21 protein-coding genes and 2 tRNA genes are annotated in these 22,532 nt (G+C 52.4%); 10 read left to right on the plus strand and 13 right to left on the minus strand.

The annotated features are described in order from the left end of the window. Positions 1-129: 129 nt before the first annotated feature. From GBAG_RS12305 to GBAG_RS12320, 4 genes are all read left to right on the plus strand, one after another. Positions 130-205: transfer RNA gene (locus GBAG_RS12305), tRNA-Asn, on the plus strand. A gap of 240 nt (positions 206-445) precedes the next feature. Beyond that, on the plus strand, positions 446-1,483 hold the full coding sequence (locus tag GBAG_RS12310) for an extracellular solute-binding protein (protein ID WP_034496415.1): 1,038 nt from the start codon (positions 446-448) through the stop codon (positions 1,481-1,483). After that, a complete protein-coding gene (locus tag GBAG_RS12315) occupies positions 1,467-3,155 on the plus strand; it encodes an ABC transporter permease (protein ID WP_034496417.1) in 1,689 nt (562 codons plus the stop codon). The genes GBAG_RS12310 and GBAG_RS12315 overlap by 17 nt, the downstream gene beginning before the upstream one ends. A gap of 11 nt (positions 3,156-3,166) precedes the next feature. Next, positions 3,167-3,862 (plus strand): ABC transporter ATP-binding protein, encoded by a 696-nt coding sequence (locus GBAG_RS12320; protein WP_034496418.1) that lies wholly within the window; start codon positions 3,167-3,169, stop codon positions 3,860-3,862. An 8-nt stretch (positions 3,863-3,870) separates the two neighbouring features. Here the strand turns inward: GBAG_RS12320 and GBAG_RS12325 are convergent, their stop codons facing one another. Then, on the minus strand, positions 3,871-4,248 hold the full coding sequence (locus GBAG_RS12325) for a DUF4440 domain-containing protein (protein WP_034496420.1): 378 nt from the start codon (positions 4,246-4,248) through the stop codon (positions 3,871-3,873). Further along, on the minus strand, positions 4,245-5,627 hold the full coding sequence (locus tag GBAG_RS12330) for an MFS transporter (RefSeq protein WP_034496421.1): 1,383 nt from the start codon (positions 5,625-5,627) through the stop codon (positions 4,245-4,247). The genes GBAG_RS12325 and GBAG_RS12330 overlap by 4 nt, the downstream gene beginning before the upstream one ends. A 107-nt stretch (positions 5,628-5,734) precedes the next feature. Between GBAG_RS12330 and GBAG_RS12335 the strand changes: the two genes are divergently transcribed. Next, positions 5,735-6,634 (plus strand): LysR family transcriptional regulator, encoded by a 900-nt coding sequence (locus tag GBAG_RS12335; protein ID WP_034496422.1) that lies wholly within the window; start codon positions 5,735-5,737, stop codon positions 6,632-6,634. Positions 6,635-6,705: 71 nt separating this feature from the next. Here the strand turns inward: GBAG_RS12335 and GBAG_RS12340 are convergent, their stop codons facing one another. From GBAG_RS12340 to GBAG_RS12350, 3 genes are read right to left on the minus strand one after another with little or no spacing between them, the layout of a single operon-like run. Continuing rightward, entirely contained in the window at positions 6,706-7,008 is a 303-nt protein-coding gene (locus tag GBAG_RS12340) for a putative quinol monooxygenase (protein ID WP_034496423.1), read from the minus strand. A gap of 2 nt (positions 7,009-7,010) precedes the next feature. Then, a complete protein-coding gene (gene nfsB / locus GBAG_RS12345) occupies positions 7,011-7,664 on the minus strand; it encodes an oxygen-insensitive NAD(P)H nitroreductase (RefSeq protein ID WP_034496424.1) in 654 nt (217 codons plus the stop codon). Positions 7,665-7,691: 27 nt separating this feature from the next. Next, positions 7,692-8,699 carry a zinc-binding alcohol dehydrogenase family protein gene (locus tag GBAG_RS12350; protein WP_034496425.1) on the minus strand — a complete coding sequence of 336 codons (1,008 nt, stop codon included), beginning with the start codon at positions 8,697-8,699 and terminating at the stop codon, positions 7,692-7,694. A 111-nt stretch (positions 8,700-8,810) separates the two neighbouring features. On the opposite strand from GBAG_RS12350, the gene GBAG_RS12355 reads away from it, so the two are divergent. Continuing rightward, on the plus strand, positions 8,811-9,719 hold the full coding sequence (locus GBAG_RS12355; protein ID WP_034496427.1) for a LysR family transcriptional regulator: 909 nt from the start codon (positions 8,811-8,813) through the stop codon (positions 9,717-9,719). An 83-nt stretch (positions 9,720-9,802) separates the two neighbouring features. Here GBAG_RS12355 and GBAG_RS12360 read toward each other — a convergent pair whose 3' ends face one another. From GBAG_RS12360 to GBAG_RS12390, 7 genes are all read right to left on the minus strand, one after another. Further along, positions 9,803-11,320 (minus strand): AbgT family transporter, encoded by a 1,518-nt coding sequence (locus tag GBAG_RS12360; RefSeq protein ID WP_034496429.1) that lies wholly within the window; start codon positions 11,318-11,320, stop codon positions 9,803-9,805. A 298-nt stretch (positions 11,321-11,618) separates the two neighbouring features. Beyond that, on the minus strand, positions 11,619-13,058 hold the full coding sequence (locus GBAG_RS12365) for an EmmdR/YeeO family multidrug/toxin efflux MATE transporter (RefSeq protein WP_034496430.1): 1,440 nt from the start codon (positions 13,056-13,058) through the stop codon (positions 11,619-11,621). Positions 13,059-13,230: 172 nt separating this feature from the next. Next, on the minus strand, positions 13,231-13,950 hold the full coding sequence (locus GBAG_RS12370) for an ABC transporter ATP-binding protein (RefSeq protein WP_034496432.1): 720 nt from the start codon (positions 13,948-13,950) through the stop codon (positions 13,231-13,233). Further along, positions 13,947-14,822: an ABC transporter ATP-binding protein gene (locus GBAG_RS12375; RefSeq protein ID WP_034496433.1), complete on the minus strand. Its 876-nt coding sequence runs from the start codon at positions 14,820-14,822 to the stop codon at positions 13,947-13,949. The genes GBAG_RS12370 and GBAG_RS12375 overlap by 4 nt, the downstream gene beginning before the upstream one ends. Then, on the minus strand, positions 14,819-16,111 hold the full coding sequence (gene livM / locus GBAG_RS12380; RefSeq protein WP_034496435.1) for a high-affinity branched-chain amino acid ABC transporter permease LivM: 1,293 nt from the start codon (positions 16,109-16,111) through the stop codon (positions 14,819-14,821). The genes GBAG_RS12375 and livM overlap by 4 nt, the downstream gene beginning before the upstream one ends. A gap of 10 nt (positions 16,112-16,121) precedes the next feature. Then, positions 16,122-17,036, minus strand: a complete 915-nt coding sequence (locus GBAG_RS12385; protein ID WP_034496437.1) for an ABC transporter permease subunit — start codon at positions 17,034-17,036, stop codon at positions 16,122-16,124. 139 nt (positions 17,037-17,175) lie between these two features. Next, the gene (locus GBAG_RS12390) at positions 17,176-18,297 is read right to left on the minus strand and encodes a branched-chain amino acid ABC transporter substrate-binding protein (RefSeq protein WP_034496440.1); all 1,122 of its coding nucleotides are present in this window, start codon (positions 18,295-18,297) and stop codon (positions 17,176-17,178) included. A gap of 530 nt (positions 18,298-18,827) precedes the next feature. Here GBAG_RS12390 and GBAG_RS12395 point away from each other — a divergent pair. From GBAG_RS12395 to GBAG_RS12405, 3 genes are all read left to right on the plus strand, one after another. After that, positions 18,828-18,903 (plus strand) — tRNA-Asn (locus GBAG_RS12395). Positions 18,904-19,040: 137 nt separating this feature from the next. Next, entirely contained in the window at positions 19,041-19,739 is a 699-nt protein-coding gene (locus GBAG_RS12400) for an RluA family pseudouridine synthase (protein WP_034496441.1), read from the plus strand. 414 nt (positions 19,740-20,153) lie between these two features. Next, the gene (locus tag GBAG_RS12405; protein ID WP_034496442.1) at positions 20,154-20,939 is read left to right on the plus strand and encodes a hypothetical protein; all 786 of its coding nucleotides are present in this window, start codon (positions 20,154-20,156) and stop codon (positions 20,937-20,939) included. 99 nt (positions 20,940-21,038) lie between these two features. Here GBAG_RS12405 and GBAG_RS12410 read toward each other — a convergent pair whose 3' ends face one another. Further along, complete coding sequence (locus GBAG_RS12410; protein WP_034496455.1) at positions 21,039-21,521, minus strand: glutathione peroxidase; 483 nt, start codon at positions 21,519-21,521, stop codon at positions 21,039-21,041. 309 nt (positions 21,522-21,830) lie between these two features. On the opposite strand from GBAG_RS12410, the gene catA reads away from it, so the two are divergent. After that, positions 21,831-22,508: a type A chloramphenicol O-acetyltransferase gene (gene catA / locus GBAG_RS12415; protein ID WP_034496443.1), complete on the plus strand. Its 678-nt coding sequence runs from the start codon at positions 21,831-21,833 to the stop codon at positions 22,506-22,508. The last annotated feature ends 24 nt before the right edge of the window (positions 22,509-22,532 follow it).

The raw sequence follows: 22,532 nt of genomic DNA on the forward strand, positions 1-22,532 counted from the left end.
CGTATAAAGAGCCGCACATTGCGGCTCTTTTCTTCTATTTGTTGATTAAACCAGCAATCAAACAATTTTCCTCTAAACAGCCTTTGACAACCTGACGAGCGCTCGTTACTATGCGCCCCGTTAACCGATTCCTCTGTAGTTCAGTCGGTAGAACGGCGGACTGTTAATCCGTATGTCACTGGTTCGAGTCCAGTCAGAGGAGCCAAATTTAAGAAGCCCGCTTAGGAAACTAAGCGGGCTTTTTGCTTTCTATTTCCCCGCCAACCCTCTATTTTCCCTCACCGCGTTCGGCATCACATCGTTGGTTAAAGTTGTGTAAATGTGAATTATTTGCACTTAGCGATTATTGTAAATGCTAGTAGTTATCATTTATCGTGCGCCTGCCCGCAAGAACTCTTCCTGACGGGACACCAACGACGTTCCAACCACTCTGGGATATAAAACGATGAATGCTCTGCCTCGCACCGGACTGCGCCGTATCACGCTTGCATCGGCTGTGGTTTTATCCGTCAGCCTGCCGGCTTTCGCACAAGATCCTCTGACTGTTTACACCACTCGTGAACCGGGCCTGATTCAGCCATTGCTGGACACCTGGACGCAAACCAGTGGTGTCAAAGTGAACACGGTTTACATCAAGGATGGCATGCTCGAGCGTGTAAAAGCGGAAGGCAAAAACTCCCCTGCCGACCTGCTGATGACCGTAGATGCAGGCAATCTTATCGATTTAGTTGAAGCGGGCGTTACACAACCCGTGCAGTCGGAAATACTGACAAAAGCTATCCCGGCCAACCTGCGTGGCGAAGATAACCAGTGGTTTGCACTTTCTATGCGTGCCCGCGTGCTGTACGCCGAAAAATCGCTGCCGATTGATAACTGGCATTACGAACAACTTTCCAGCCCGGAATACAAAGGGAAAGTGTGTATCCGTTCCGGTCAGCATCCGTATAACACCGCGCTGATTGCCGCGATGATTGCACACCACGGCGAAGCAAAAACCGAAGAATGGTTGCGTGGCGTCAAAGCCAATCTGGCACGCAAAGCCACCGGCGGCGACCGCGATGTTGCACGCGATATCCTCGGCGGCATTTGTGATATTGGCCTGGCGAATTCCTACTACATCGGCCATATGAAAAATGCCAAAGAAGGCACCGATGCACGTAAATGGGGCGATGCCATTAAAGTCGTGAAACCGACCTTCGAACAAGGCGGCACGCACGTCAACATCAGCGGTGCCGCAGTGGCTAAGTTTGCCCCTAACAAAGCAGATGCCGTGAAGTTAATGGAATACCTGGTCTCCGAACCCGCTCAGCAACAATATGCCAAAGCGAACTATGAATATCCGGTTCTGAAAGGTGTCGCGCTTGACCCGGTCATCAGCAATGTCATTGGCGAAATCGACGTTGATAAAATTCCATTAACCGAGATTGTTAAACACCGTAAACAAGCGAGTCTGCTGGTAGATAAAGTTGGATTCGATCAATAAATCACTTCGTCTTCCGACGTTACGCGGCCTGTTTTCCGGGCCGCAGTCATTATTAACCCCGCTGCATCTTGGTGCGTTATGTGTTGCGCTTGGCGTACTCACGCCTGTTGTAGCGCTTATCTGGCAAGCAACGCTGGCTGATTTCTCGCACTGGGACAATCTCATCACTTTTGTTCTGCCTTCGGTGCTGAAAAATACCGTGCTGTTGCTGGCAGGTATCGCCGTCATCGTGGGAGTGATTGGTGTTGGCAGCGCGTGGGCCGTCACCGCGTGGGATTTCCCCGGACGCAAAATACTCAGTTGGGCGCTGCTGCTTCCGCTGGCAATGCCCACTTACATTGTGGCATTCGCATGGCTCGATCTCTTACACCCGATAGGCCCGCTGCAAACCTTCATTCGCTTTGTGCTGGGGTTCGACAGCCCGCGCCAGTTCCGTCTTCCTGATTTACGCTCGCTGCCAGGCGCGATTATTTTGCTGGGGCTGGTGCTCTATCCTTACGTCTACCTCACGACCCGCGCCATGTTCATCAGCCAGCCTGCACATTTGCTGGAAGCCGCACGAACATTGGGTTGTAGCGCGGCGGGCACGTTCTTTCGCGTGGCACTTCCCATGGCCCGCCCGGCGCTGGCTGTGGGCATTAGCCTTGCGCTTCTGGAAACCCTTAACGATATTGGCGCATCTGAGTTTCTCGGTGTACAAACCCTCACCGTCACGGTCTACACCACCTGGATTTCGCGCTCAGATCTCGCTTCTGCCGCCCAAATCGCCTGCATGATGCTGATGTTTATCTTCTGCATCCTGACGCTGGAATTTTATGGGCGTAAAAAGCAGGGATTCAGCAGCCGCAGCCTGCGTGAAATTCAGCCCACACGCGTACACGGCTGGCGTGGCTGGCTGCTTGGCGGCGTTATCGCGCTGCCGGTAATCCTGGGATTTTTGGCCCCGGTGATATTTTTAGCATGGGAAAGTGCAAAACGTTTGGGTGAAGAAAATGCGCTCTCACCTGCGTTGCTATCGGCCTTACAAAACACGTTATCGCTGGCTGCGGGAACCACGCTGGTGGTGGTTTGTGTCAGTTTGCTGGTGGCGTGGAGTGCGCGCCACAGTGCCGCCGATAACTCGATGTCCGGGTTTCGCCGCGGTGTGATGCGCCTTGCCTCTTTAGGCTACGCCGTGCCTGGCACCATCCTCGCGATTGGTTTTCTGACTCCCGCTATGGCTGTAGACAGATGGCTGGCCGATTTACTGGAGATTCGCGGTCTGCCGCTGATGTCTGCCGGGATCTTGTTAGTTATCTGCTGCGCGATGCGTTTCCAGGCCATCGCCATCGGCGCGCTGGATTCCGGCCTGAGCCGTATTCCCCCTTCCCTTGAGCAGGCTTCGCGTTTGTTGGGCGAAAATGGCACTGGCACCTTCGCCCGTATTCACCTGCCGTTATTGCGTCCGGCGCTGGTCAGCAGTGCGCTGTTAGTCTTCGCCGATGCGATGAAAGAGCTGCCAACGACCCTGCTTTTGCGTCCGGTAAATTTTGAGACGCTGGCGACGCTGCTGTACGCCGAAGCCGCGCGCGGCACCTACGAAGAAGGGGCTATCGCCGCCTTGATGATTGTTCTCGCGGGCACATTGCCGGTTATTTTGCTGGTGCGCCACCAGATGACTCGCCAGGGTTAGAGGAGTGATTTATGTCAGAAATTGCATTACGTCTGCAGGATGTTCACGTTGCTTACAGCAACAGCCAGCAACACGTGTTGAAAGGATTTTCGATGTCGGTGCGCAAGGGCGAACTCGCCTGCTTATTGGGCGCGTCAGGCTGCGGGAAAACCACGGTATTGCGCGCGGTTGCCGGTTTTGAACGGCTGCAAAGCGGTGAGATTTATGTATCACAAAAACGTGTCGCCGGGCCGGAGGTTCATCTGCCCCCGGAAAAGCGTCACGTCGGCATGGTATTTCAGGAATATGCCTTATTCCCGCATCTGACTGCCCAGCAAAACGTGGCGTTTGGCCTGCGCCGTCTCCCGCGTGAACAGCAGAACGCGAGGGTGACGGAACTGCTGCGAATGGTGGAGTTACATAGCCATGCCAGCCGTTATCCCCATGAGCTTTCCGGCGGGCAACAGCAGCGTATCGCGCTGGCGCGAGCACTGGCACCTCATCCCGAAATTCTGCTGCTGGATGAACCGTTTTCAAGCCTTGATAAGCAAACACGTGAGCGCCTCGGCGGTGAGGTGCGTGATATTCTGCGGGACGCGGGGCAAACCGCGCTGCTGGTCACGCACAGCGAACACGAAGCCCAGCTAATGGCCGACCATATCGGTTATGTGCAACAAGGTGAGTATTGCGCGAGCCAGTCACCTCGCGCTGAACACATTGAAAGTTAACCCAAACTTCAGGCCGCTGCGGTTTCGTGCAGGCGTAACCAGAGCAGGTCAGAACCCGCATTGCTGAATATTACGGTGGAATGGCGCAGCGTGTTTTCTTGCCCCGGTAAACTTTGCCCCTCGCTATAGCTGACCACCGCACCACCTGGCCACTCGGCAATCACCGTTATCTCATCCAGTGAAATTTTTAATCCAGGTTTTGCGGCTGGCTGGGCCTGAAAGAATGCACTCAGTGAGTCAAAATTCAGTGTTTTGCCGCCGGGAGTGACCATGGTAAATACCGGCGAAAAGCGTGCCAGCAGCGCCTGTACGTCCCCTTCTCCTTTGCCAAGCCAGTTTTCGATTGCGACGTGAGCCTCGATCACTTCCTGAATGTAGCGATTCATCTTCTCTCCTTTTGAGCCTTGAGTTGACGCAAAATAGCGCCGTTAGCGATGCGCAGACAAAGCAGCGCAGGAATTAATGTGCTGACCGCCGCCAGATAAAAACACCATTGATAAGCCGTTGCGGAAGGAAGCGTTTCCAGCAAAGTATTAAGCATCAGGCTCAATACCGATATGCCCATACAAAAGCTCAGTTGGCGGTTGATATTCCACAGGGTGCTGGCCTGGGCGAGTTGCTCATTTGCCACCTGTAAAAAGGCGCAACTTTGCGCGGTGCTGCTGCACAGGCTGCCACCGAACCCCATCACGGCAAATGCCGCCAGCAAAAGGGGATATTGTTCCGCGCTGTGAACCTGGGTCAACGCCAGAATACCCAGCCCTTGCAGCAGACAACCCGTTATCAGCATCGGGCGTGGGCCAAAACGGTTGAACTGTTTTCCGGTGAACGTTATCGCCATTAATGAAGCCATCGACCAGGGCACCATCAGGCTGCCGACTCGTGTCGCGCTCAGGTTAAGTTGGGTTTGCAGCCAGAGTGTCGCTATCAGGCTAACGCCAATAAACATCCCCGGAATACACTGATAAATCATCATGGCGCTGCGTAATAACGGCTCCTTCACCAGACGCACATTAATCAGCGGTTGCGGATGACGCAGGCTATGGCGCACAAACCCCGCGAATAGCGTTATCGCGCATAACAGCAGCAAGATGCCCTTCAACATCTGGCCGTTTTCAGCCAGCATCGTGAAGCCGAGTAAAGTACACATCAGCGCACCGCAGCCGCTAATCAGGCCGATAAAATCCAGCGCGGTGGGCTGCGTGGTGCGGGGTTCTTTTTGTAGCCAGACTGCCGCCAGCAGCAGCGCAATGAAAGCAAGCGGCAGATTAGCGAAGAAAACCCAGCGCCAGCTGAGTGAATCGACAATCACCCCCCCCATCGCAGGCGACAGCGCCGGAGCTAACAGGCCCACTAACATGATCGCTGCCGATAATGCGGCGCGTTCATGGCTGCGATAAAGCTGGTAGGTTAGCGTCTGCCCAACCGGGATCAGCAGCCCGCCGCCCAGACCCTGCAATAGCCGCCAGCCAATCAGTTGCTCGATAGAGTGCGCCATACCCGCGCCAAGGGTGGCCAGCAAGAATGAACTCAGCGAAAGCAGCAAAACGTTGCGCCCACCGAGGCGCTGCGCGAGCCAGGCACTCAGCGGAATCACCAGCGTCAGCCCTAAAATATAGGCGTTACTGACCCAGGAAAGCTCGCTGACAGATGCCCCAAGCCCGCGCCCGATCGCCGGGTACGCGACGTTGGCGATAAACATGTTGATCAAATCAACGAAAAAGCCCAGCAGATAAACAATGGCAACTTTGGTGCGATAACGCATAAAACCTCCGGCTAGAGGCGACGGAGTGTAGCGGTAGGGAAGATGGGGATAAATCGTCTGGCAGGCGTTACACTGTCAAAATATTTTTGACAGTGACGAGGATTATTGTGCTGAATCTGCAACGGTTAACCATATTTGTCGCCGTGGTGAAGGCCGGGAGTTTTACCGCAGCGGCTAACGCGCTGGGCCTGACCAAAGCGGTAGTGAGTTTTAACATCAAACAGCTTGAGGCGGAATCAGGCGTATCGCTGTTGGTGCGCAGTACCCGGCGGCTCTCGCTGACTGACGCGGGAGAGCGTTTTTATCCCCGTTGCCAGCATCTGCTTGAGGAAGCTCAAAATCTGCTGGACGATGTGCAGCGCGATCACCAGGGATTGAGCGGCGTTTTGCGTATTACCAGCACACCGGAATATGGCTCGCAGGTGGTGGTGCCTGCACTTGCGGCCTTTTCGCGTGAACATCCGCAACTGCGCATCCAGCACGTTTCTTCTTCGTATCATGCGGATTTGATAGCGGAACGATTCGATGTGGCTATCCGCCTGGGCCAGCTTGCGGATTCAAATCATCGCGCCGCACCTGTCGATAGCTTCGCGATCTTACCCGTTGCCGCCCCTGCTTACCTGGCCGGACACCCCATAGAAAACCTGGCTCAGTTGGCGCAAGCCACATGGCTGGCACACAGCCGACTGGCTTCGCCCCTTAGCTGGCAAGTCACAACCCCGCAGCGGCAGGCGATACTATTTGATGTGGAAAAACCGCCAAATATCGTCGCGGATAGCGCATCCGCGCTGCTGGCCTTTGCCCTTGCCGGTGCAGGTGTCGCCCTCTTACCCGAGTGGCTGGTGCGCCCGGCTATCGCCTCGGGTCAGTTACAGGCGGTACTGAATCAACACCAGTTTCCTCGCCAGAGCATCTATGCGCTTTACCCCAATACTCGCCATGTGCCTGAGAAAGTCCGCGTGTTTATTGATTTCTTTCAGGCGTGGGTGGCTCGCACGAAAAACTAGAAAAAAGGCCGTCACAGATACTGTGGCGGCCTCGGTTTAGTGGCTCAATTTACAGAGAAAACGCTCAGGGCTTATGGCTCAACCGCAGTCAAACGAATGAGCTGTAAGGGTTCGGCCAGCAGGGAATCCATCTGCTCCACAAACGCCTGAAAATGCGGCAATGCGATATGCGCATCCAGCGCTTCCTGCCCTTTCCAGGACTCGCGCACGTAAAACACATCCGGCGTTTCCTGTAACTGGAACAAAGCGTAATCCAGACAACCGTCTTCTTTGCGCGTCGGAACTATCAGCGCCTGTAAAGCAGATTTCAGATTGTCGCGTTGCCCGGTTTTGGCTTTCAGCACTGCAATAATCGACAGCGTGTTATTACTCATTTTTAGCACTCCGTTAAAATTTCGCTGAACTCAAGACGCGATTTTGGCAGTGACGCGTTAAAGTCTTCCACGCTGCGATAGCCAATTGGCACGATAACCAGGCTGGTGAAGCCTTTTTCGCGCAGGCCAAATTCTTCATCCAGAATACGCGCGTCGAAGCCTTCGATTGGCACGGCGTCAATATTCAGCGTGGAAACACCCAGCAAGAAGTTGCCAACGTTCAGGTAAACCTGCTTTTCCATCCAGTGCTGCGCGTCTTTGTAATCAAAGCGGTGCATATTCACAAAGTAAGAACGGCCTTTGTGCTGCCCTTCCATCGCCTGCTGGCTGGCAAAACGGCCATCGGCATTTTCCTGGTCCAACAATTTAGACAGGTGCGCTTCATCAATAGCCGTTTTCGCGCAGAACACCACCACATGTGAAGCATCAAGCACTTTGCGCTCATTGAAAACATAAAAACCGGACGTCGCTTTGGCAATACGCGCTTTCGCTTCCGGCGTGCTTGCCAGAATAAAATGCCACGGCTGCGAGTTAGTGCTGGATGGGCTGAGACGCAGCAAATCTTTCACTTTCTCAATGTTTTCTTCGCTAATTTTTTTGTCGGCATCAAACGCTTTAGTCGAGTAACGGGATGCTGCTGCCTTAATAATATCCATGATTATTTCTCTATGATTTTTATGTAATTAGAAGCCTTCGAGGACGATTTTACCGACCGCACGATTGGTTTCAATTAATTCATGGGCGCGGCGCAAGTTGGCGGCATTAATCGTGCCGAAATGCTCGCCAAGCGTCGTCTGCAACACTTTCTGGTCAATCAGGTCAGCCACGCGGGTCAATAGACGGTGCTGCTCAATCATGTCGCTGGTTTCAAACATGGATCGAGTGAACATAAATTCCCAGTGCAGTGAAATGCTTTTCACTTTCAACGGACGCGCATCCAGGGTTTCCGGGTCATCAATCAGTGCCAGTTTGCCTTGCGGAGCCAGGGCTTCTATCAGCTGCGCGTAATGTTTATCGGTCTGGTTCAGGCTGGCAACGTGAGTCACGTGCTTCACGCCAATCCGCGCCAGTTCTTCCGTCAGTGGTTTGCTGTGGTCGATAACATGATGCGCGCCCAAATCGGACACCCATTTCTGGCTTTGCGGACGTGATGCGGTGCCGATAACCGTAATATTGGTGAGCTTGCGAGCCAGCTGCGTGAGAATAGAACCCACGCCACCCGCCGCGCCAACAATCAGCAACACATCGTTTTCGTTGCCCTGCTCTTTCACACCCAGGCGGTCAAACAGCATTTCCCAGGCGGTGATCGCCGTTAACGGCATTGCCGCAGCGGAAGCGTTATCAATGGATTTTGGTTTCAGCGCGGCGATGCGTTCATCCACCAGTTGGAATTCGCTGTTGCTCCCGGGGCGAGTCAGCGAACCTGCATACCAGATTTCATCACCCGGCTTAAACAGCGAAACTTTTTCGCCGGTTGCCACCACCACGCCGACCGCATCCCAGCCTAAAATACGCGGCTGGTCAGCTTTAAAACCGGCGCGGACTTTGGTATCAACCGGGTTTACGGAAATTGCTTTCACTTCCACCAGCAAATCGTGGCCTGTGGCGACAGGTGTCGGTAAAGTGATCTCAGCCAGAAATTCCAGATTAGTGCCCGCCTGCGCGGCTTGAGTAATAGCAATAGCTTTCATGGTGTGCTCCAGAGAATTAAGAGTTCAGCGAGTGAATGAACTCATGGTACAAGGTGTGCCGCAGGTGAAAAATAGCCCTTTGAAAACAACACTTATACTCGGAGAGTTAAAATGCTCAGGTTGGAAGACCTCACTTTGTTTGTCAGGGCCGCCGCTTTAAACAGTTTTAGCGACACCGCGCGTGAGGCAGGATTGCAACCCGCACAGGTCAGCACTGCCATAAAGCGCCTCGAGCAAACGCTGAATATCCGTTTATTTGCCCGTTCGACCCGCAGCCTGCGGCTCACACCCGAAGGCGAAACCTGGTTGCCATATGCCATTAGCGCGCTGCAAACCCTGGAAAGCGGACTTGAGCAAATCCAACCGGCAAGCGATGAAGTGCGTGGCGTGCTGCAAATAGCGGTGCCATCTGACCTCGGGCGCAACATGTTACTGAGCGTTTTTCAGGCGTTTCGTCGCGAGCACCCAGCACTGCATCTGAAAATTCTGTTCTCCGATCAAATCACCGATGTGTTTAAAGACCCGGTGGATGTCGCCTTCCGCTATGGCAACAACGATGACGCGTCGTACGTGTCACTTCCCCTGGCACCGCATAATCAGCGGGTTGTTGTCGCCTCACCGGCCTATATTGCCCGCTGTGGCGAACCCAAAACCATCAGCGAACTGTCCCATCACGATGCGCTAACCTATGCACTTCGCGGACGAGTATATGACAAATGGACGTTAAGTCTGGATGGCGATACGCATCATGTAGCCGTGAAAAGCGCCATGATGAGCGACGATGCCGAAGTGATTCGCCGCCTGGCGGTCGCGGGCGAAGGGATTGCTTATAAATCCTGGCTGGATGTCAGTGAGGATGTCAGCGAAGGTCGCCTGAAGATTATTCTGCCGCAGTATCAGGGTGATAGCGTGCCGCTGAATATGATTTGCCCGCATCGCAAACAGCTGTCCACCACGGTGCGGTTGTTGCATCAGGCGGTTAAACAGCGGTGTGACATATTACAGAGTCTTAAAATTTAGCAAATTTGTCGGGGGACGCTGCGCTTGCCCGACCTACAAAACGTCAATTGTAGGGTGGATAAGCACAGCGTCATCCACCGGTGCTACGAAATCGGGTAGGTATACGGCGCGTTCACACCCAGCGGCAGACCCACAGCCCACCACACCAGCAGGAAGATGCTCCAGCAGATAAAGAAGATGACCGAGTAAGGCATCATCATCGACACCAGCGTACCCACACCGGTTGATTTCACATAGCGCTGGCAATACACCACCACCAGCGGGAAGAACACCATCAGCGGCGTAATAATGTTGGTGGTGGAATCACCGATACGGAACGCAGCCTGCGTCAGTTCCGGGGAAATCCCAACCGCCATCAGCATTGGCACCATGATTGGCGACAACAGCGCCCATTTCGCCGAAGCCGAACCAATCAGAATGTTCACCACTGCTGTCAGCAGAATCATACCGATAATGGTCGCTTCGCCCGGCAGCGCCATGGTTTTCAGCACGTCCGCACCCGCCAGGGCAATCAGCGTACCGATGTTGGAATCACCAAATGCTTTGATAAACATGGCGCAGAAGAAAGCCATCACCATGTACGAACCCATTTTGCTCATGGATTGGTTCATCGCGTCGATGACATCTTTGCCGCGGCTAAAGGTTCCGGCGACAAAGCCGTAGACAATACCTGGGATGATAAAGATCAGGAAAATCAATGGCACAATGGACTTCATGATTGGCGCGCCATAGCTGGTCAGCGAGCCATCCGTCGGGCTACGCAGCAAGGACGTTTCAGGCCATGCCAGCGCCGCAAGACCTGCCAGCCCCAGAAGCATCACCAGGCCTGCCACTTTAAAACCACGGCTTTCCGCAGCGGTGTAGCTGCTCATATCTTCGTTATGTTGATAATCGCCGTCGATCTCCAGTTTAGACACGCGTGGCTCAACAATTCGTTCAGTCACCCACCAGCCAACCAGGGTAATCATCACCGTCGAACCGATGCCGAAGAACAGGTTACACAATGTGTTGACGGTATAAGTCCCGTCCAACAGCTGCGCGGCAGTTTGGGTAAAACCTTGCAGCAACGCATCGTTACCGGTTGGCACCATGTTGGCCGCAAAGCCGCCAGAAACCCCGGCAAATGCCGCCGCAATACCCGCTAACGGGTGGCGACCGGCAGACATAAAGATAATCGCGCCCAATGGAATAACCAGCACGTAGCCTGCATCCGCTGCAACGTGGCTGAACATCGCGACGAAAATAATCATTGGAGTTAACAGTTTCTTCGGCGTCACGCGCAGCATTTTTTTCAGGCCGGTATTAATAAAGCCTGAACTCTCTGCCACGCCCACACCTAACATCGCCACCAGCACGATCCCCAGCGGAGCAAAGGTGGTAAACGTGGTCACCATTGAGGAAAGAGTGACGGTTAACGCCTGTGCCGAAAGCAGGTTATTAATTCTGACCGCTTCATTGGTCACAGGATTGACGACATCAAAATCAACGGTGGAAAGCACCGCCGACATCGCCATGACGACCAGTAAAAAATAGAAAAAGATTAATGCGGGTTCGGGTAATTTGTTCCCTGCTTTCTCAACAGCGTTGAGAAATCCTGTCATCAGACGACCTTCCGTGTTCCTTGTCGTTGTACTCATCACTACCTCGTCTTCCTGTTATATTCACCAAAGTAATTTCTTGCGGTAATTAATAACATTTTAGAATATTTCACTGCTAGTAACTTTACGTTACTAGTCAAAACGAGACGTAGCAGAGTGATAGATATCAAGTTTCCGAAGAATAGCCAGATATTAAGTTGGTTAATAATCAGTCACGCAGAAGAAAAGTCGGATGTCGCTGGCGCTAATCCGACCTACAGCAGCCGATTGTAGGGTGGATTAGCGCAGCGTCATCCACCATTTAGGTTTTAGTCAAAGGTTCTTTTTTGAGACGCGGGTATTTCTTAAGCCAGCGGCCGCTGACCATTCGCCAGTAGAACAGCACGCCGCGCACGGTCCAGTCGAAGAACATCCCCATCCACACCCCGACCACGCCCATTCCCAGCACAATACCGAGCGTGTAGCCCGCCACCACGCGGCAACCCCACATGCTCGCCATCGAAACCCACATCGCAAAACGGGCATCGCGCGCGCCTTTCAGACCGGCAGGCAAAACCCAGGACGCGGCCCAAATCGGCATAAACGCGGCATTCAGCCAAATGAGGATTTTGACCACCTCTTTTACGTCATCTTCATGCGTGTAAAACGAGGCCATCAATCCGGCGAATGGTGCCGTTCCCCAGGCGATGATCGTCAGGCCCAGAGTGGATAGCCAGAACACATGGCGCAGCTGCCTTTCGGCCTGGCCAATTTGCCCTTTCCCCAGACGCTTGCCAACAATAATGGTCGATGCCGAACCCAGGGCGTTGCCGGGTAAGTTAATTAATGCGGCAATCGAGAACGCGATAAAGTTACCGGCAATCACGTTGGTGCCCATCCCGGCAACAAACATTTGCGTGAGTAATTTCCCGGCATTAAACAGCACCGACTCAATGCTGGCCGGAATACCAATCCCCAGCACTTCCCACAAAATGCCGACTTTAAGTGGCCGGAAATAACTTTTCAGCGAAATGCGCAGCGACGGCGCAAAGCCCGCCACTAACACATAAACAAAAGCGAGCGCACCGATATAGCGCGAAATAGTTAAGCCCAGTCCAGCGCCAAAAAAGCCCAGCCCGTTCCAGCCCATCGCGCCGTAAATCAGGATGCTACTGATAATAATGTTGAGAATGTTCATCCCGCCGTTAATCAATAACGGGATTTTGGTATTCCCTGCCCCACGCAACGCGCCGCTGCTGATAAGCGCAATCGCCGCCGCCGGGTAACTCCATACCGTGGTTTGAAGGTAGGAAAGTGCCAGCGCCTTAACTTCTGGCGTTGCCGCTCCGGCAATAACATTCACGACATGTTCACCCGCCAGGTGAATACCCGCAGCCAGACCAATGGCGATAATCGTCATTAATATCAGTGACTGACGTGCCGCATCACGCGCCCGTTTCGGGTCACGCTTGCCAAGACTGAAGGCAACCACCACCGTCGTGCCGAGATCGACTGCGGCGAAGAACGCCATGATGACCATGTTGAAGCTATCGGCCAGCCCCACGCCTGCCATCGCCTCTTTTCCCAGCCAACTCACCAGGAAGGTGCTTAAAACCCCCATCAATAAAACGCAGGTGTTTTCCAGGAAGATAGGCACCGCAAGGGGTGTAATTTCGCGCCAGAACAGGACTCGATAGCTCTTTCGTTTGGCGTACCAGCGAGTTTTAGCCACGCGCTGGCGAAGTGCTGCTTGTAAGTTCAAGATTGACCTTGGGGGGAGAAGTGAAACCACATTTCAAATAATGATTTACAAATCGTTATCCTGCAAAGAGTTTTTTAAATATTCGTTGAAATCACGGTGGATGACGCTACGCTTATCCACCCTACAAAACCAAACCGTAGGTCGGATAAGCGCAGCGTCATCCGGCAAAATCTCAACCGTGACCGCCTAAATACGCCTTGCGCACTTCCTCATTCCCCAACAACTCCTCACCGCTGCCGCTCAACCTGATCTGCCCGTTGGCCATCACGTAGCCCCGGTCAGACAGTTTCAGCGCGTGGTGCGCATTCTGCTCCACCAGAAAAATCGTCATGCCGTTACGCGCCAGTTCACGCAACGTCTGGAAGATTTGTTTCACCACAATCGGTGCAAGGCCCAGGCTCGGCTCGTCTAAAAGTAATAATTTAGGGCGGCTCATCAGTGCACGCGCTATCGCCAGCATTTGCTGTTCGCCACCGGACATCGTCATCGCCCGCTGTTTGCGGCGCTCTTTCAAACGTGGGAACAGATCAAACATGGTTTGCAGATCCTGCGCGGCGTATCGGTCCCCGATGGGGATCGTGCCCATCAGCAAGTTTTCTTCAACCGTCATATCCGGGAAAATGCGTCGCCCTTCCGGTGCCTGCGCAATGCCGCCGGATGCCACGAAATGGGTCGATTTATGGCTGATGTCGTCGCCGCGAAACAGGATTTGCCCGCCACGAATGCGCGGCTGGCCAAAGATCGACATCAACAACGTCGATTTCCCCGCCCCGTTTGCGCCAATCAGCGCCACGGTTTCCCCTTCGTTAACCTGCAACGAAACCTGTTTTAGCGCCTGAATGGCACCGTAAAACACGTCCACATTGCGAAACTCCAGCATCGCCTCACTCATACACTGACCTCGTCTTCGTCGGTGCCCAGATAGGCGGCAATCACTTTTTCGTCGTGTTGGATTTGCTCAGGTTTACCCTCGGCAATCACATCCCCGTGGTCGAGCACGATAATGTGGTCGGAAATTTCCATCACCATGCCCATATCGTGTTCAATCAGTAAAACGGTAATGTCGTGATGGTCACGCAGGAAACGGATAATTTTACTCAGCGTACGCGTTTCCACCGGGTTCAGACCCGCCGCCGGTTCATCCAGGCAGATCATCTCCGGCGCGGTGCACATCGCCCTGGCAATTTCGAGCCGCCGCTGTTGCCCGTAAGACATCTCCCCAGCAAGGCGATTTGCGCAATCCACCAGCTCAACTACTTCAAGCCAGTAAAATGCACGATCCAGCGCGCGGCTTTCGGCGCGGCGATAGGCGGGCGTGTTCAGCACCCCGGCGAGTAAATTGCGGTTCACCTGCATATGCTGCGCCACCAGCAGGTTTTCCACTACCGACATTTCGCGGAATAAACGGATATTCTGAAAGGTCCGCGCAAGACCTGCGCGGTTCACCAGATGCGTGCCGCCGAACATTTTGTAGAACAGACGCGAGCCCAATTGCGCCGGGTTTATCCAGTCACCGGGCTGGAATTTCTGCCCGAGTATCTGAATCACATTGGTGGTTTTGTCGCGCGTATTGAACAAAATATTGCCGCCTGAGGCCTTGTAAAACCCCGTCAGACAGTTAAAAACCGTGGTTTTGCCCGCGCCATTGGGGCCGATCAGCGCGGTAATCGAGCCGCGCCGCACTTCAAGATTCACATCGTTCAGCGCCTTTATGCCGCCAAAATGCATCATTAAATGTTCAACGCTTAAAATCATTTCGCTCATGGCGCCACTCCCTTTCGCACCACATAGCCGCTGCGGTTGATGCGAATCAGGCCGCGTGGCCGCCAGATCATCATCACCACCATCAACATGCCAAACAGCAGCACGCGATACTCTGCGAAACTGCGCAGTAGTTCCGGCGTCACCGTCAGCACAAATGCCGCCAGCACCACGCCAATGGTCGAGCCCATTCCGCCGAGGACGACAATGGCGAGAATCAATGCCGATTCAAAGAAAGTGAACGATGTCGGGTTAACAAAGCCCTGATAAGTGGCGAAGAAAACGCCGGCAATCCCTGCGGTGGAAGCGCCGAGGGTGAAAGCAGAGAGCTTCACCAGCACGTGGTTCAGCCCCATAGATCGACAGGCAATTTCATCTTCACGCAGCGCTTCCCAGGCACGACCAATCGGCATGCGCGTCAGGCGGTGTTTGATGTAAAGCACCAGCAACACCACCAGCACCAGAATGGCGTAGATAAAGATAAACTTCAGATTGGGGTTATAGGTGAGATGGAAGAATTCGTGGAACGGCACGCCACCTTCTTCTTTTGCCCGCCGCCCAAATTCCAGGCCAAACAGCGTGGGGGGCGGTGCGGAAATCCCGTTCGGGCCACCGGTAAACGTCAGCCAGTTATTGAGCACCAGGCGGATAATTTCCCCGAAGCCCAGCGTCACAATCGCCAGATAATCGCCATGCATACGCAACACTGGGAAACCGAGCAGCGCGCCTGCCGCCGCCGCCATCAGTGCCGAAAGCGGCAGCATCGACCAGAAACCCAAACCGAGGTACTGGTAGCCGAGCGCCAGGCCATACGCGCCTATGGCGTAAAAAGCGACGTACCCTAAGTCCAGCAATCCGGCGAGGCCAACGACGATATTTAAACCTAAACCGAGCAGAACATAGATCAGCCCGAGAATCGCCACGGTCAGCACATATTTGGTGGCAACAAACGGGAAGCAAACCGCCAGCACCAACACCAGCGGGATTATCCAGCGCAGACGACTTTTATAGTCTGGCGGGCGCACATACACGCCTGAGTTATCGGTTTCAAAGCGGCTGAGAAAGCGGGTTCCCACTCCGGTTGTCAAGAAAGCGCTCAACAGAAAACGCCCGGCCATCACCGCCGCGATAATCATCACCAGGCGCTGGCCGTCGAAGTTAAAACTGTAACCATCCAGCACCATACCGACAATCGGGCCAAAAATGATTAACGCCACCAGACCAGCGAAAACCGCATCCAGCAAGCAGCGTTTGAGGGAAAAACCTTCATGCAATACCGTTTCTGCTGTCATTTTTTCTCCCTCACACTTTGGCAACGATCGGGCGACCAAGCAGCCCTTGCGGCCGGAAAATGAGGATCACCACCAGCAACCCAAACGAGAAGACATCTTTATAATCAGAATTCACCATGCCGGAGAATTGCGCCTCGGCAATTCCCAGAATCAGGCCGCCTAACATCGCGCCGGGTAACGAGCCAATCCCCCCGAGCACCGCCGCCGTGAACGCTTTAATGCCGATGATAAACCCGGCGTAGAAATCAAAAGTGCCGTAGTTCATGGTGATTAACACGCCCGCCAGCCCGGCCATGGACGCGCCAATCACAAACACAATCGAGATAATTCGGTCGGTGTTAATCCCCAGAATCGAGGCCATTTTGCGGTCCTGCTGCACCGCGCGGCACATGCGCCCCAGGCGTGTGTTACCGATAATCCAGGTGAGCAACAGCATGCCGGCAAACGAGGCAATCAAAATAAACACTTTGGTGTAGGTGATTTGCACAAAACCTTCGCCAATATGGAAGCGGAACACGCCGTCAAGCATGGTTGGAATGCCCTGCTGGCGCGGCCCCTGGCTGATTTGCGCGTAGTTTTGCAGGATGAGTGACATGCCGATTGCGGAGATCAGCGGCGCTAAACGTGTGGAGTTGCGCAGCGGTTTGTAGGCGATGCGCTCAATCGTCCAGCCATAGACGCCCGTCACCACAATGGTGAATACCAGCGTGCCGAGGATTAATAGCGGGAACGAGTGAATGCCAAAGAACGACAGCAGCGCCAGGCCGATGGCGCACAGATATGCGGAGATCATATACACTTCGCCGTGTGCGAAGTTGATCATGCCAATAATGCCGTAAACCATGGTGTAGCCGATGGCTATCAACCCGTAAACGGACCCTAGCGTTAAGCCATTTATCAATTGTTGCAGGAAGAAGGCATCCATAGTTTGGCAGTCTCTTTTGGTGGCGGACAAACTTCTTTTGTAGGTCGGGTAAGCGCCGCGTCACCCGACACTTTCTCCTGCAATGACAGGCGTAAATGGTGGATGACGCTAACGCTTATCCCCCCTACAAATCCCGATATTATTGGACTTCTTTGTATTTACCCTGCGCATCCCACTGATAAACCACATAATCTGAGACTTTTAAGTCGCCCTTCTCATCCCAGGCTTTTTTACCCATCACGGTATCCACCGGATTGGCTTTTAACCAGGCGCTGGCTTTGGCGGAATCGGTGCCGCCTGTGGCTTTGAAGGCCGCAGCAATTGCCTGAACGGATGCGTAGGAATAGAGGGTGTAGCCTTCTGGCTCGAATTTGCTGGAGCGGAATTTATCAATAACGGCTTTGCCGTCCGGGATCAAACGCGGATCTTTCCCGAAGGTCATGTAGATACCGTTGGTGTATTGTGGGCCGCCTGCGGCTGTGACCATCTCTTCGTTTACGATACAGTCGCCGGAGAAGAATTTGGCCTGTACGCCCTGTTCACGCATCTGGCGCACCAGCGGCCCGGCTTCCGGATGGCAACCGCCGAAGAACACCACGTCGGGTTTTTGCGCACTGATTTTAGTCACCAGCGCGTTAAAGTCTTTTTCGCCGCGCGACAAACCTTCATACATCACGTCGTTGACGCCACGTTTGGCGAGCGCGGCTTTGGTCGCATCGGCCAGCCCCTGCCCGTAAGTGTCTTTATCGTGAATGATCACCACACGTTTAGCTTTGAGCTTATCAATAATGAAATCGCTGGCGACCTTCCCTTGCTGGTCATCACGCCCGCACATGCGGAACATATCGTTCATCTTGCGCTCGGTGATAAGCGGGTTCGTTGACCCTGGAGTGATAGCCAGGATCCCCGCGTCGTTATACACCTCGGACGCAGGCATAGTGGAAGATGAGCAGAAATGGCCAACCACAGCTTTCACTTTATCCTGATCCACCAGACGGTTAGCGACGGACACCGCCTGTTTCGGCTCACAAGCATCATCACCCTGCACCAGTTTGATTTTTTCGCCGTTGATCCCGCCTGCGGCGTTGATGTCTTCAGCGGCCTGCGTCGCGCCATGCCAGTATTGATCGCCATAAGTGGCGTTCGGCCCGGTGAATGGCCCGGCAACACCAATCACAATATCGGCCTGGGCGGAGAACGCCGTCACCAGACAACCTGCCAACACAAGAGAAAGAGGACTTCTGATTAATTTCAGCGACATTTGTATGTTCCTTAGCAAAGAAGCAAAGAGGTTTATGCACAACGGTTTAAGACCATTCACAAGCAAAAACACGAACGAGTACAAATTGGACTATCCAGACAAAATCCTGTGATTTACGGCGGGGTTTCCTTACGGGGTATCCTTACGATTTTCACGGCCCTGAACATTAAGCAAAATGGTTGCCAATGTTGTTAACCGAATGTCATTGTTTCGACATATGTCAGTATAGAGCGCGGTTGAAAGCGGCCCGGTATCACAGATTGAAATTACAGCGGGGATCACATCTGCTTAACAATAAAGCAGAAAAGTTGAGAATTACGCCACTTTGCACCAATAAAGAACTTACTGATGAAGTGGTTAATCATGCTTAAGGAGTTGAGTTTGCGTGAAATGAGCAATGGATGATTAAGACAAGGACAATTCGCCTTAATACTCAACAAGTTGACTATAAAAAGAGCAAACAAAATTCTTTTTCGCGAACCCTTTGACATGCCCCCTGCTTCTCGTTAATATGCGCCCCGTTACACAATTCCTCTGTAGTTCAGTCGGTAGAACGGCGGACTGTTAATCCGTATGTCACTGGTTCGAGTCCAGTCAGAGGAGCCAAATTCGAAAAGCCTGCTTAGGAAACTAAGCAGGCTTTTTTTGTGTCTGATGATTGGGGCTAAAAGCCGAATAACCCAATTCGCCTGTCGGTTTAAAGTTCGCTATCATCCGCTTCCACTTTCCGTCCAGGCAGTCTGATGTCTACCATTATCGATAATTTTATTGCCCCGCCGTGCCATGAGCAGATTGAGACGCTCTATCAGGACGAACATCTGGTATTGATCAATAAACCTACCGGGTTACTCAGCCTCTCGGGGAAAAACCCGCAAAATCTCGATTCAGTGCATCATCGTCTGGTACAAGAATTCCCCGGCTGCACCCTGGTGCATCGCCTGGATTTCGGGACTTCCGGGCTGATGGTGATTGCGCGCAATAAAGCTATCAACGCCGCTCTATGCCAACAATTCAGCCAGCGCGCAGTTACCAAAGCCTACAGTGCGCTGCTCTGTGGGCATGTGAGCGACAACGACGGGGTGATAGACGCCGCGATTGCCAAAGATCCGGCGCTGTTCCCGCTCATGTCGATTTGCGCCATCAACGGCAAGCCTGCACGTTCTGGCTATCGGGTCGTTGAACGCTTTTACCGTGAGCGGGAAGACGGGGCGTTACTGCCATTGACGCGGGTAGAACTTACCCCGGAAACCGGGCGTACTCATCAACTTCGCATTCACTGCCAGCAATTGGGCCACCCTATTTTGGGCTGCGACCTATACGGCGGCCTTCTGTTGCCAGGAACTGAACACACCCCGCGGCTAATGCTGCACGCCAGTGAGCTGGATTTTGTTCATCCGGTCAGTGGTGAGTTGATTAAAGCACGCAATGCGAGTCCGTTTTGAGTAAGGACAAAAACTTTCACGCCACGCTCCGCCGCTTTATCCAACGCGGCAACAATCTTCGGTGCTTTGAACTCATAAGCCATCATTTCAATCGTTTTCCACAACCCGCCTTCAAATCATGATCTTCCACGCAAGTAAATTTTCTGATTCCTGATGTAAAAACTTTTGGAAAAAAACTGAAATTCAAGCGACATATGCAGAACTTGCTACGCTTTGGTTGAAGTTAAGCTTTCTGATATCTCAATTTAAAAGGTCATCCCATAATTTTGGGGGGACTGCGGTTATCAAACGCTGCTATGCGTAACCTGTTGTTTATTGAGGTACGTATTCCATCCCTGAACCTGTAGCGGTGAAGTGGCCTTGCCGAAGCCAGGAATTTGAATGTTTAAATGACTATTACTTAGGGCAAAGTGGATGACACTAAAAAATACAGTGCTGGTGATGGCGGGAACATTGGCGGTAATGACGGGCTATGCTAAAACGCCCACACCTGATGCTTCACAAGCCAACAATCCGCTCGCCAATATGACAGCCTTTAATATGCAGAATTATTATATTGGTGATGTCAGTGGCTCTGATAAAGATGCAAATCAGTTCTGGTTTCGCTACGCCAAGCCCTTCTCCCTCGGGGAGAGTCAATGGCTGCTGCGTGCGTCTTTACCCATAAATACTTACCCTTCCCCTCCTACAGGGGGGCATCAGACAGGATTAGGCGATCTTAACCTGTTTACGGCCTACCTGATTGATACAGGAAATCCTGCAATCAGTTTCGGCATTGGCCCTCAGCTTACCGCGCCAACAGCAACTGAAAACGCTCTTGGAACGCAGAAGTGGTCTGGTGGGCTCGTGAACGTGTTATTCAATGCCAGCTCACCCGTTTTCCAGTATGGCTATCTGGCTTCCTGGCAGCATAGCTTTGCAGGAGAAGGTGACAGAGCCGATGTGAACATAGGTGCATTCCAGCCCTTCGCCTTTTATCAATTAGGGGGAGGCACCTATCTTCGTGCCGCACCGATCTGGAATTATAATTTCCAGAATGACAGTTATGGCGTTCCGTTGGGTGTCGGTATAGGTCAGGTTATTAAGCAGAAAAAAACGGTTTATAACTTTTTTGTCGAGCCTCAATTTTCTGCCGCAGATCATGGCCCTGGGCAGCCACAGTGGCAGGTTTTCGCTGGGTTGAATTTACAATTTCTATAGCATAAATAAGCGGCTGATGACGTCCCGGCGCAAGGTTCGACATCAGAGATGAGATATCTGACGCGCTCTACAATTGAAGGGTTCGAATGACCGAAACAGTTAGATTGCAAGTGCTGCAAGGATTGCGGCTTCCATTTTCTCCGGGGTGGTGAACGGTGCGAAACGTTTGAGCGGTTTACCATCGCGTCCGACCAGGAACTTAGTGAAATTCCATTTAATCCGTCTACCCAGCACGCCGGGCAATTCGTTTTTCAGATAACGGAACACCGGGTGCGCTGCGGTTCCGTTGACCTCTACTTTATCGAACATCGGGAAGCTCACACCGTAGTTAATGTGACAGGTCTGCGCGATTTCTTCTGCGCCGCCGGGTTCCTGTTTACCGAACTGGTTGCAAGGAAAACCAAGCACCACCAAACCATGAGTGGCGTACTTTTTGTAGAGTGCTTCAAGGCCAGCGTATTGTTTCGTGAAGCCGCAATGGCTGGCGGTATTCACGACCAGAACCACTTTACCTGCGTAGTCGTCCAAAGAGATAGACTGGCCGCCCAGACTGGTGGCTGTAAGTTGATGAAAAGGGGTCATATCGGAATCCTCAAAGCAGAACCTGTTGCTGAATACGCGGCAGTTCTGGTGCTCGGTGAATTGGATCTTACGCATACTAATGTGCCGTTACTTCATACTTATTTGCCGATAGGCAAACACCTGTAGATTGCACATTCTACATTTATTATCTGATATATTAAATGTTTTACCCCCGTCCCTGCTGTATAAGAATGCGCTACTCACAAAAATGCGTTCACTACCAAAATAGTTTGGTTCTATGGGCTTGCATAATTCATAATAAAACTTAGACTAACATCTGATATATAATTTATAATAAAAGGTTAAAAAATGGAAAAAACAACCCTGGAATATACACCTGTTGACTTGTCTCGTTGGGCAAGGAAGGAGCATTTTGAGGTATTCCAGTCATTTGCTCAAAGTACAATTAACCAAACTGTCCTGATAGATATTACCGAACTGCTAAAACATATAAGGGAAGCTGGCTGGAAATTTTACCCTACTATTATTTTCCTCCTTTCTAAAATCGTAAATAGTCATGCAGAGTTCCGTATGGCTATAAAGAACAATGAGCTGGTCATATGGAATGAAATTCATCCAAGCTATACTATTTTCCATAATGAAACGGAGACCTTTTCATCATTATGGAGTCACTACGATGGCAATATTCATCACTTCCAGGACATTTATTCAGAAGACGTTGCACGTTATGGTAATAACCTTTCTTATTGGCCTAAGGGGGAGTCTCGAGAAAATATCTTTTTCGTATCGGCTATTCCTTGGGTAAGTTTCACCAGTTTTAATATTAATGTTGCTAACATGCAGAACTTTTTTGCCCCCATGTTCACTCTTGGAAAATACTACAAACAAGATGGAAAAGTATTGTTGCCGCTCGCTGTTCAGGTACATCATTCCGTGTGTGATGGTTTCCATGTCGCAAGACTGATCAATGAGTTACAAGAGATGAGTGATGGCATCAAGCACCTTTCAGAGGAACCCAATGCTTAATGCACCAGTAGTCTTGAAGACCTC

The organism is Buttiauxella agrestis ATCC 33320, from assembly GCF_000735355.1.
Taxonomy (GTDB): domain Bacteria; phylum Pseudomonadota; class Gammaproteobacteria; order Enterobacterales; family Enterobacteriaceae; genus Buttiauxella; species Buttiauxella agrestis.

Coding starts and splice junctions, on each gene's coding strand:
- GBAG_RS12310 (WP_034496415.1), top strand. CDS start 446: ATGAATGCTCTGCCTCGCACCGGACTGCGCCGTATCACGCTTGCATCG.
- GBAG_RS12320 (WP_034496418.1), top strand. CDS start 3,167: ATGTCAGAAATTGCATTACGTCTGCAGGATGTTCACGTTGCTTACAGC.
- GBAG_RS12325 (WP_034496420.1), bottom strand. CDS start 4,248: ATGAATCGCTACATTCAGGAAGTGATCGAGGCTCACGTCGCAATCGAA.
- GBAG_RS12330 (WP_034496421.1), bottom strand. CDS start 5,627: ATGCGTTATCGCACCAAAGTTGCCATTGTTTATCTGCTGGGCTTTTTC.
- GBAG_RS12340 (WP_034496423.1), bottom strand. CDS start 7,008: ATGAGTAATAACACGCTGTCGATTATTGCAGTGCTGAAAGCCAAAACC.
- nfsB (WP_034496424.1), bottom strand. CDS start 7,664: ATGGATATTATTAAGGCAGCAGCATCCCGTTACTCGACTAAAGCGTTT.
- GBAG_RS12350 (WP_034496425.1), bottom strand. CDS start 8,699: ATGAAAGCTATTGCTATTACTCAAGCCGCGCAGGCGGGCACTAATCTG.
- GBAG_RS12355 (WP_034496427.1), top strand. CDS start 8,811: ATGCTCAGGTTGGAAGACCTCACTTTGTTTGTCAGGGCCGCCGCTTTA.
- GBAG_RS12360 (WP_034496429.1), bottom strand. CDS start 11,320: ATGACAGGATTTCTCAACGCTGTTGAGAAAGCAGGGAACAAATTACCC.
- GBAG_RS12370 (WP_034496432.1), bottom strand. CDS start 13,950: ATGAGTGAGGCGATGCTGGAGTTTCGCAATGTGGACGTGTTTTACGGT.
- GBAG_RS12375 (WP_034496433.1), bottom strand. CDS start 14,822: ATGAGCGAAATGATTTTAAGCGTTGAACATTTAATGATGCATTTTGGC.
- livM (WP_034496435.1), bottom strand. CDS start 16,111: ATGACAGCAGAAACGGTATTGCATGAAGGTTTTTCCCTCAAACGCTGC.
- GBAG_RS12385 (WP_034496437.1), bottom strand. CDS start 17,036: ATGGATGCCTTCTTCCTGCAACAATTGATAAATGGCTTAACGCTAGGG.
- GBAG_RS12390 (WP_034496440.1), bottom strand. CDS start 18,297: ATGTCGCTGAAATTAATCAGAAGTCCTCTTTCTCTTGTGTTGGCAGGT.
- GBAG_RS12400 (WP_034496441.1), top strand. CDS start 19,041: ATGTCTACCATTATCGATAATTTTATTGCCCCGCCGTGCCATGAGCAG.
- GBAG_RS12405 (WP_034496442.1), top strand. CDS start 20,154: ATGACACTAAAAAATACAGTGCTGGTGATGGCGGGAACATTGGCGGTA.
- GBAG_RS12410 (WP_034496455.1), bottom strand. CDS start 21,521: ATGACCCCTTTTCATCAACTTACAGCCACCAGTCTGGGCGGCCAGTCT.
- catA (WP_034496443.1), top strand. CDS start 21,831: ATGGAAAAAACAACCCTGGAATATACACCTGTTGACTTGTCTCGTTGG.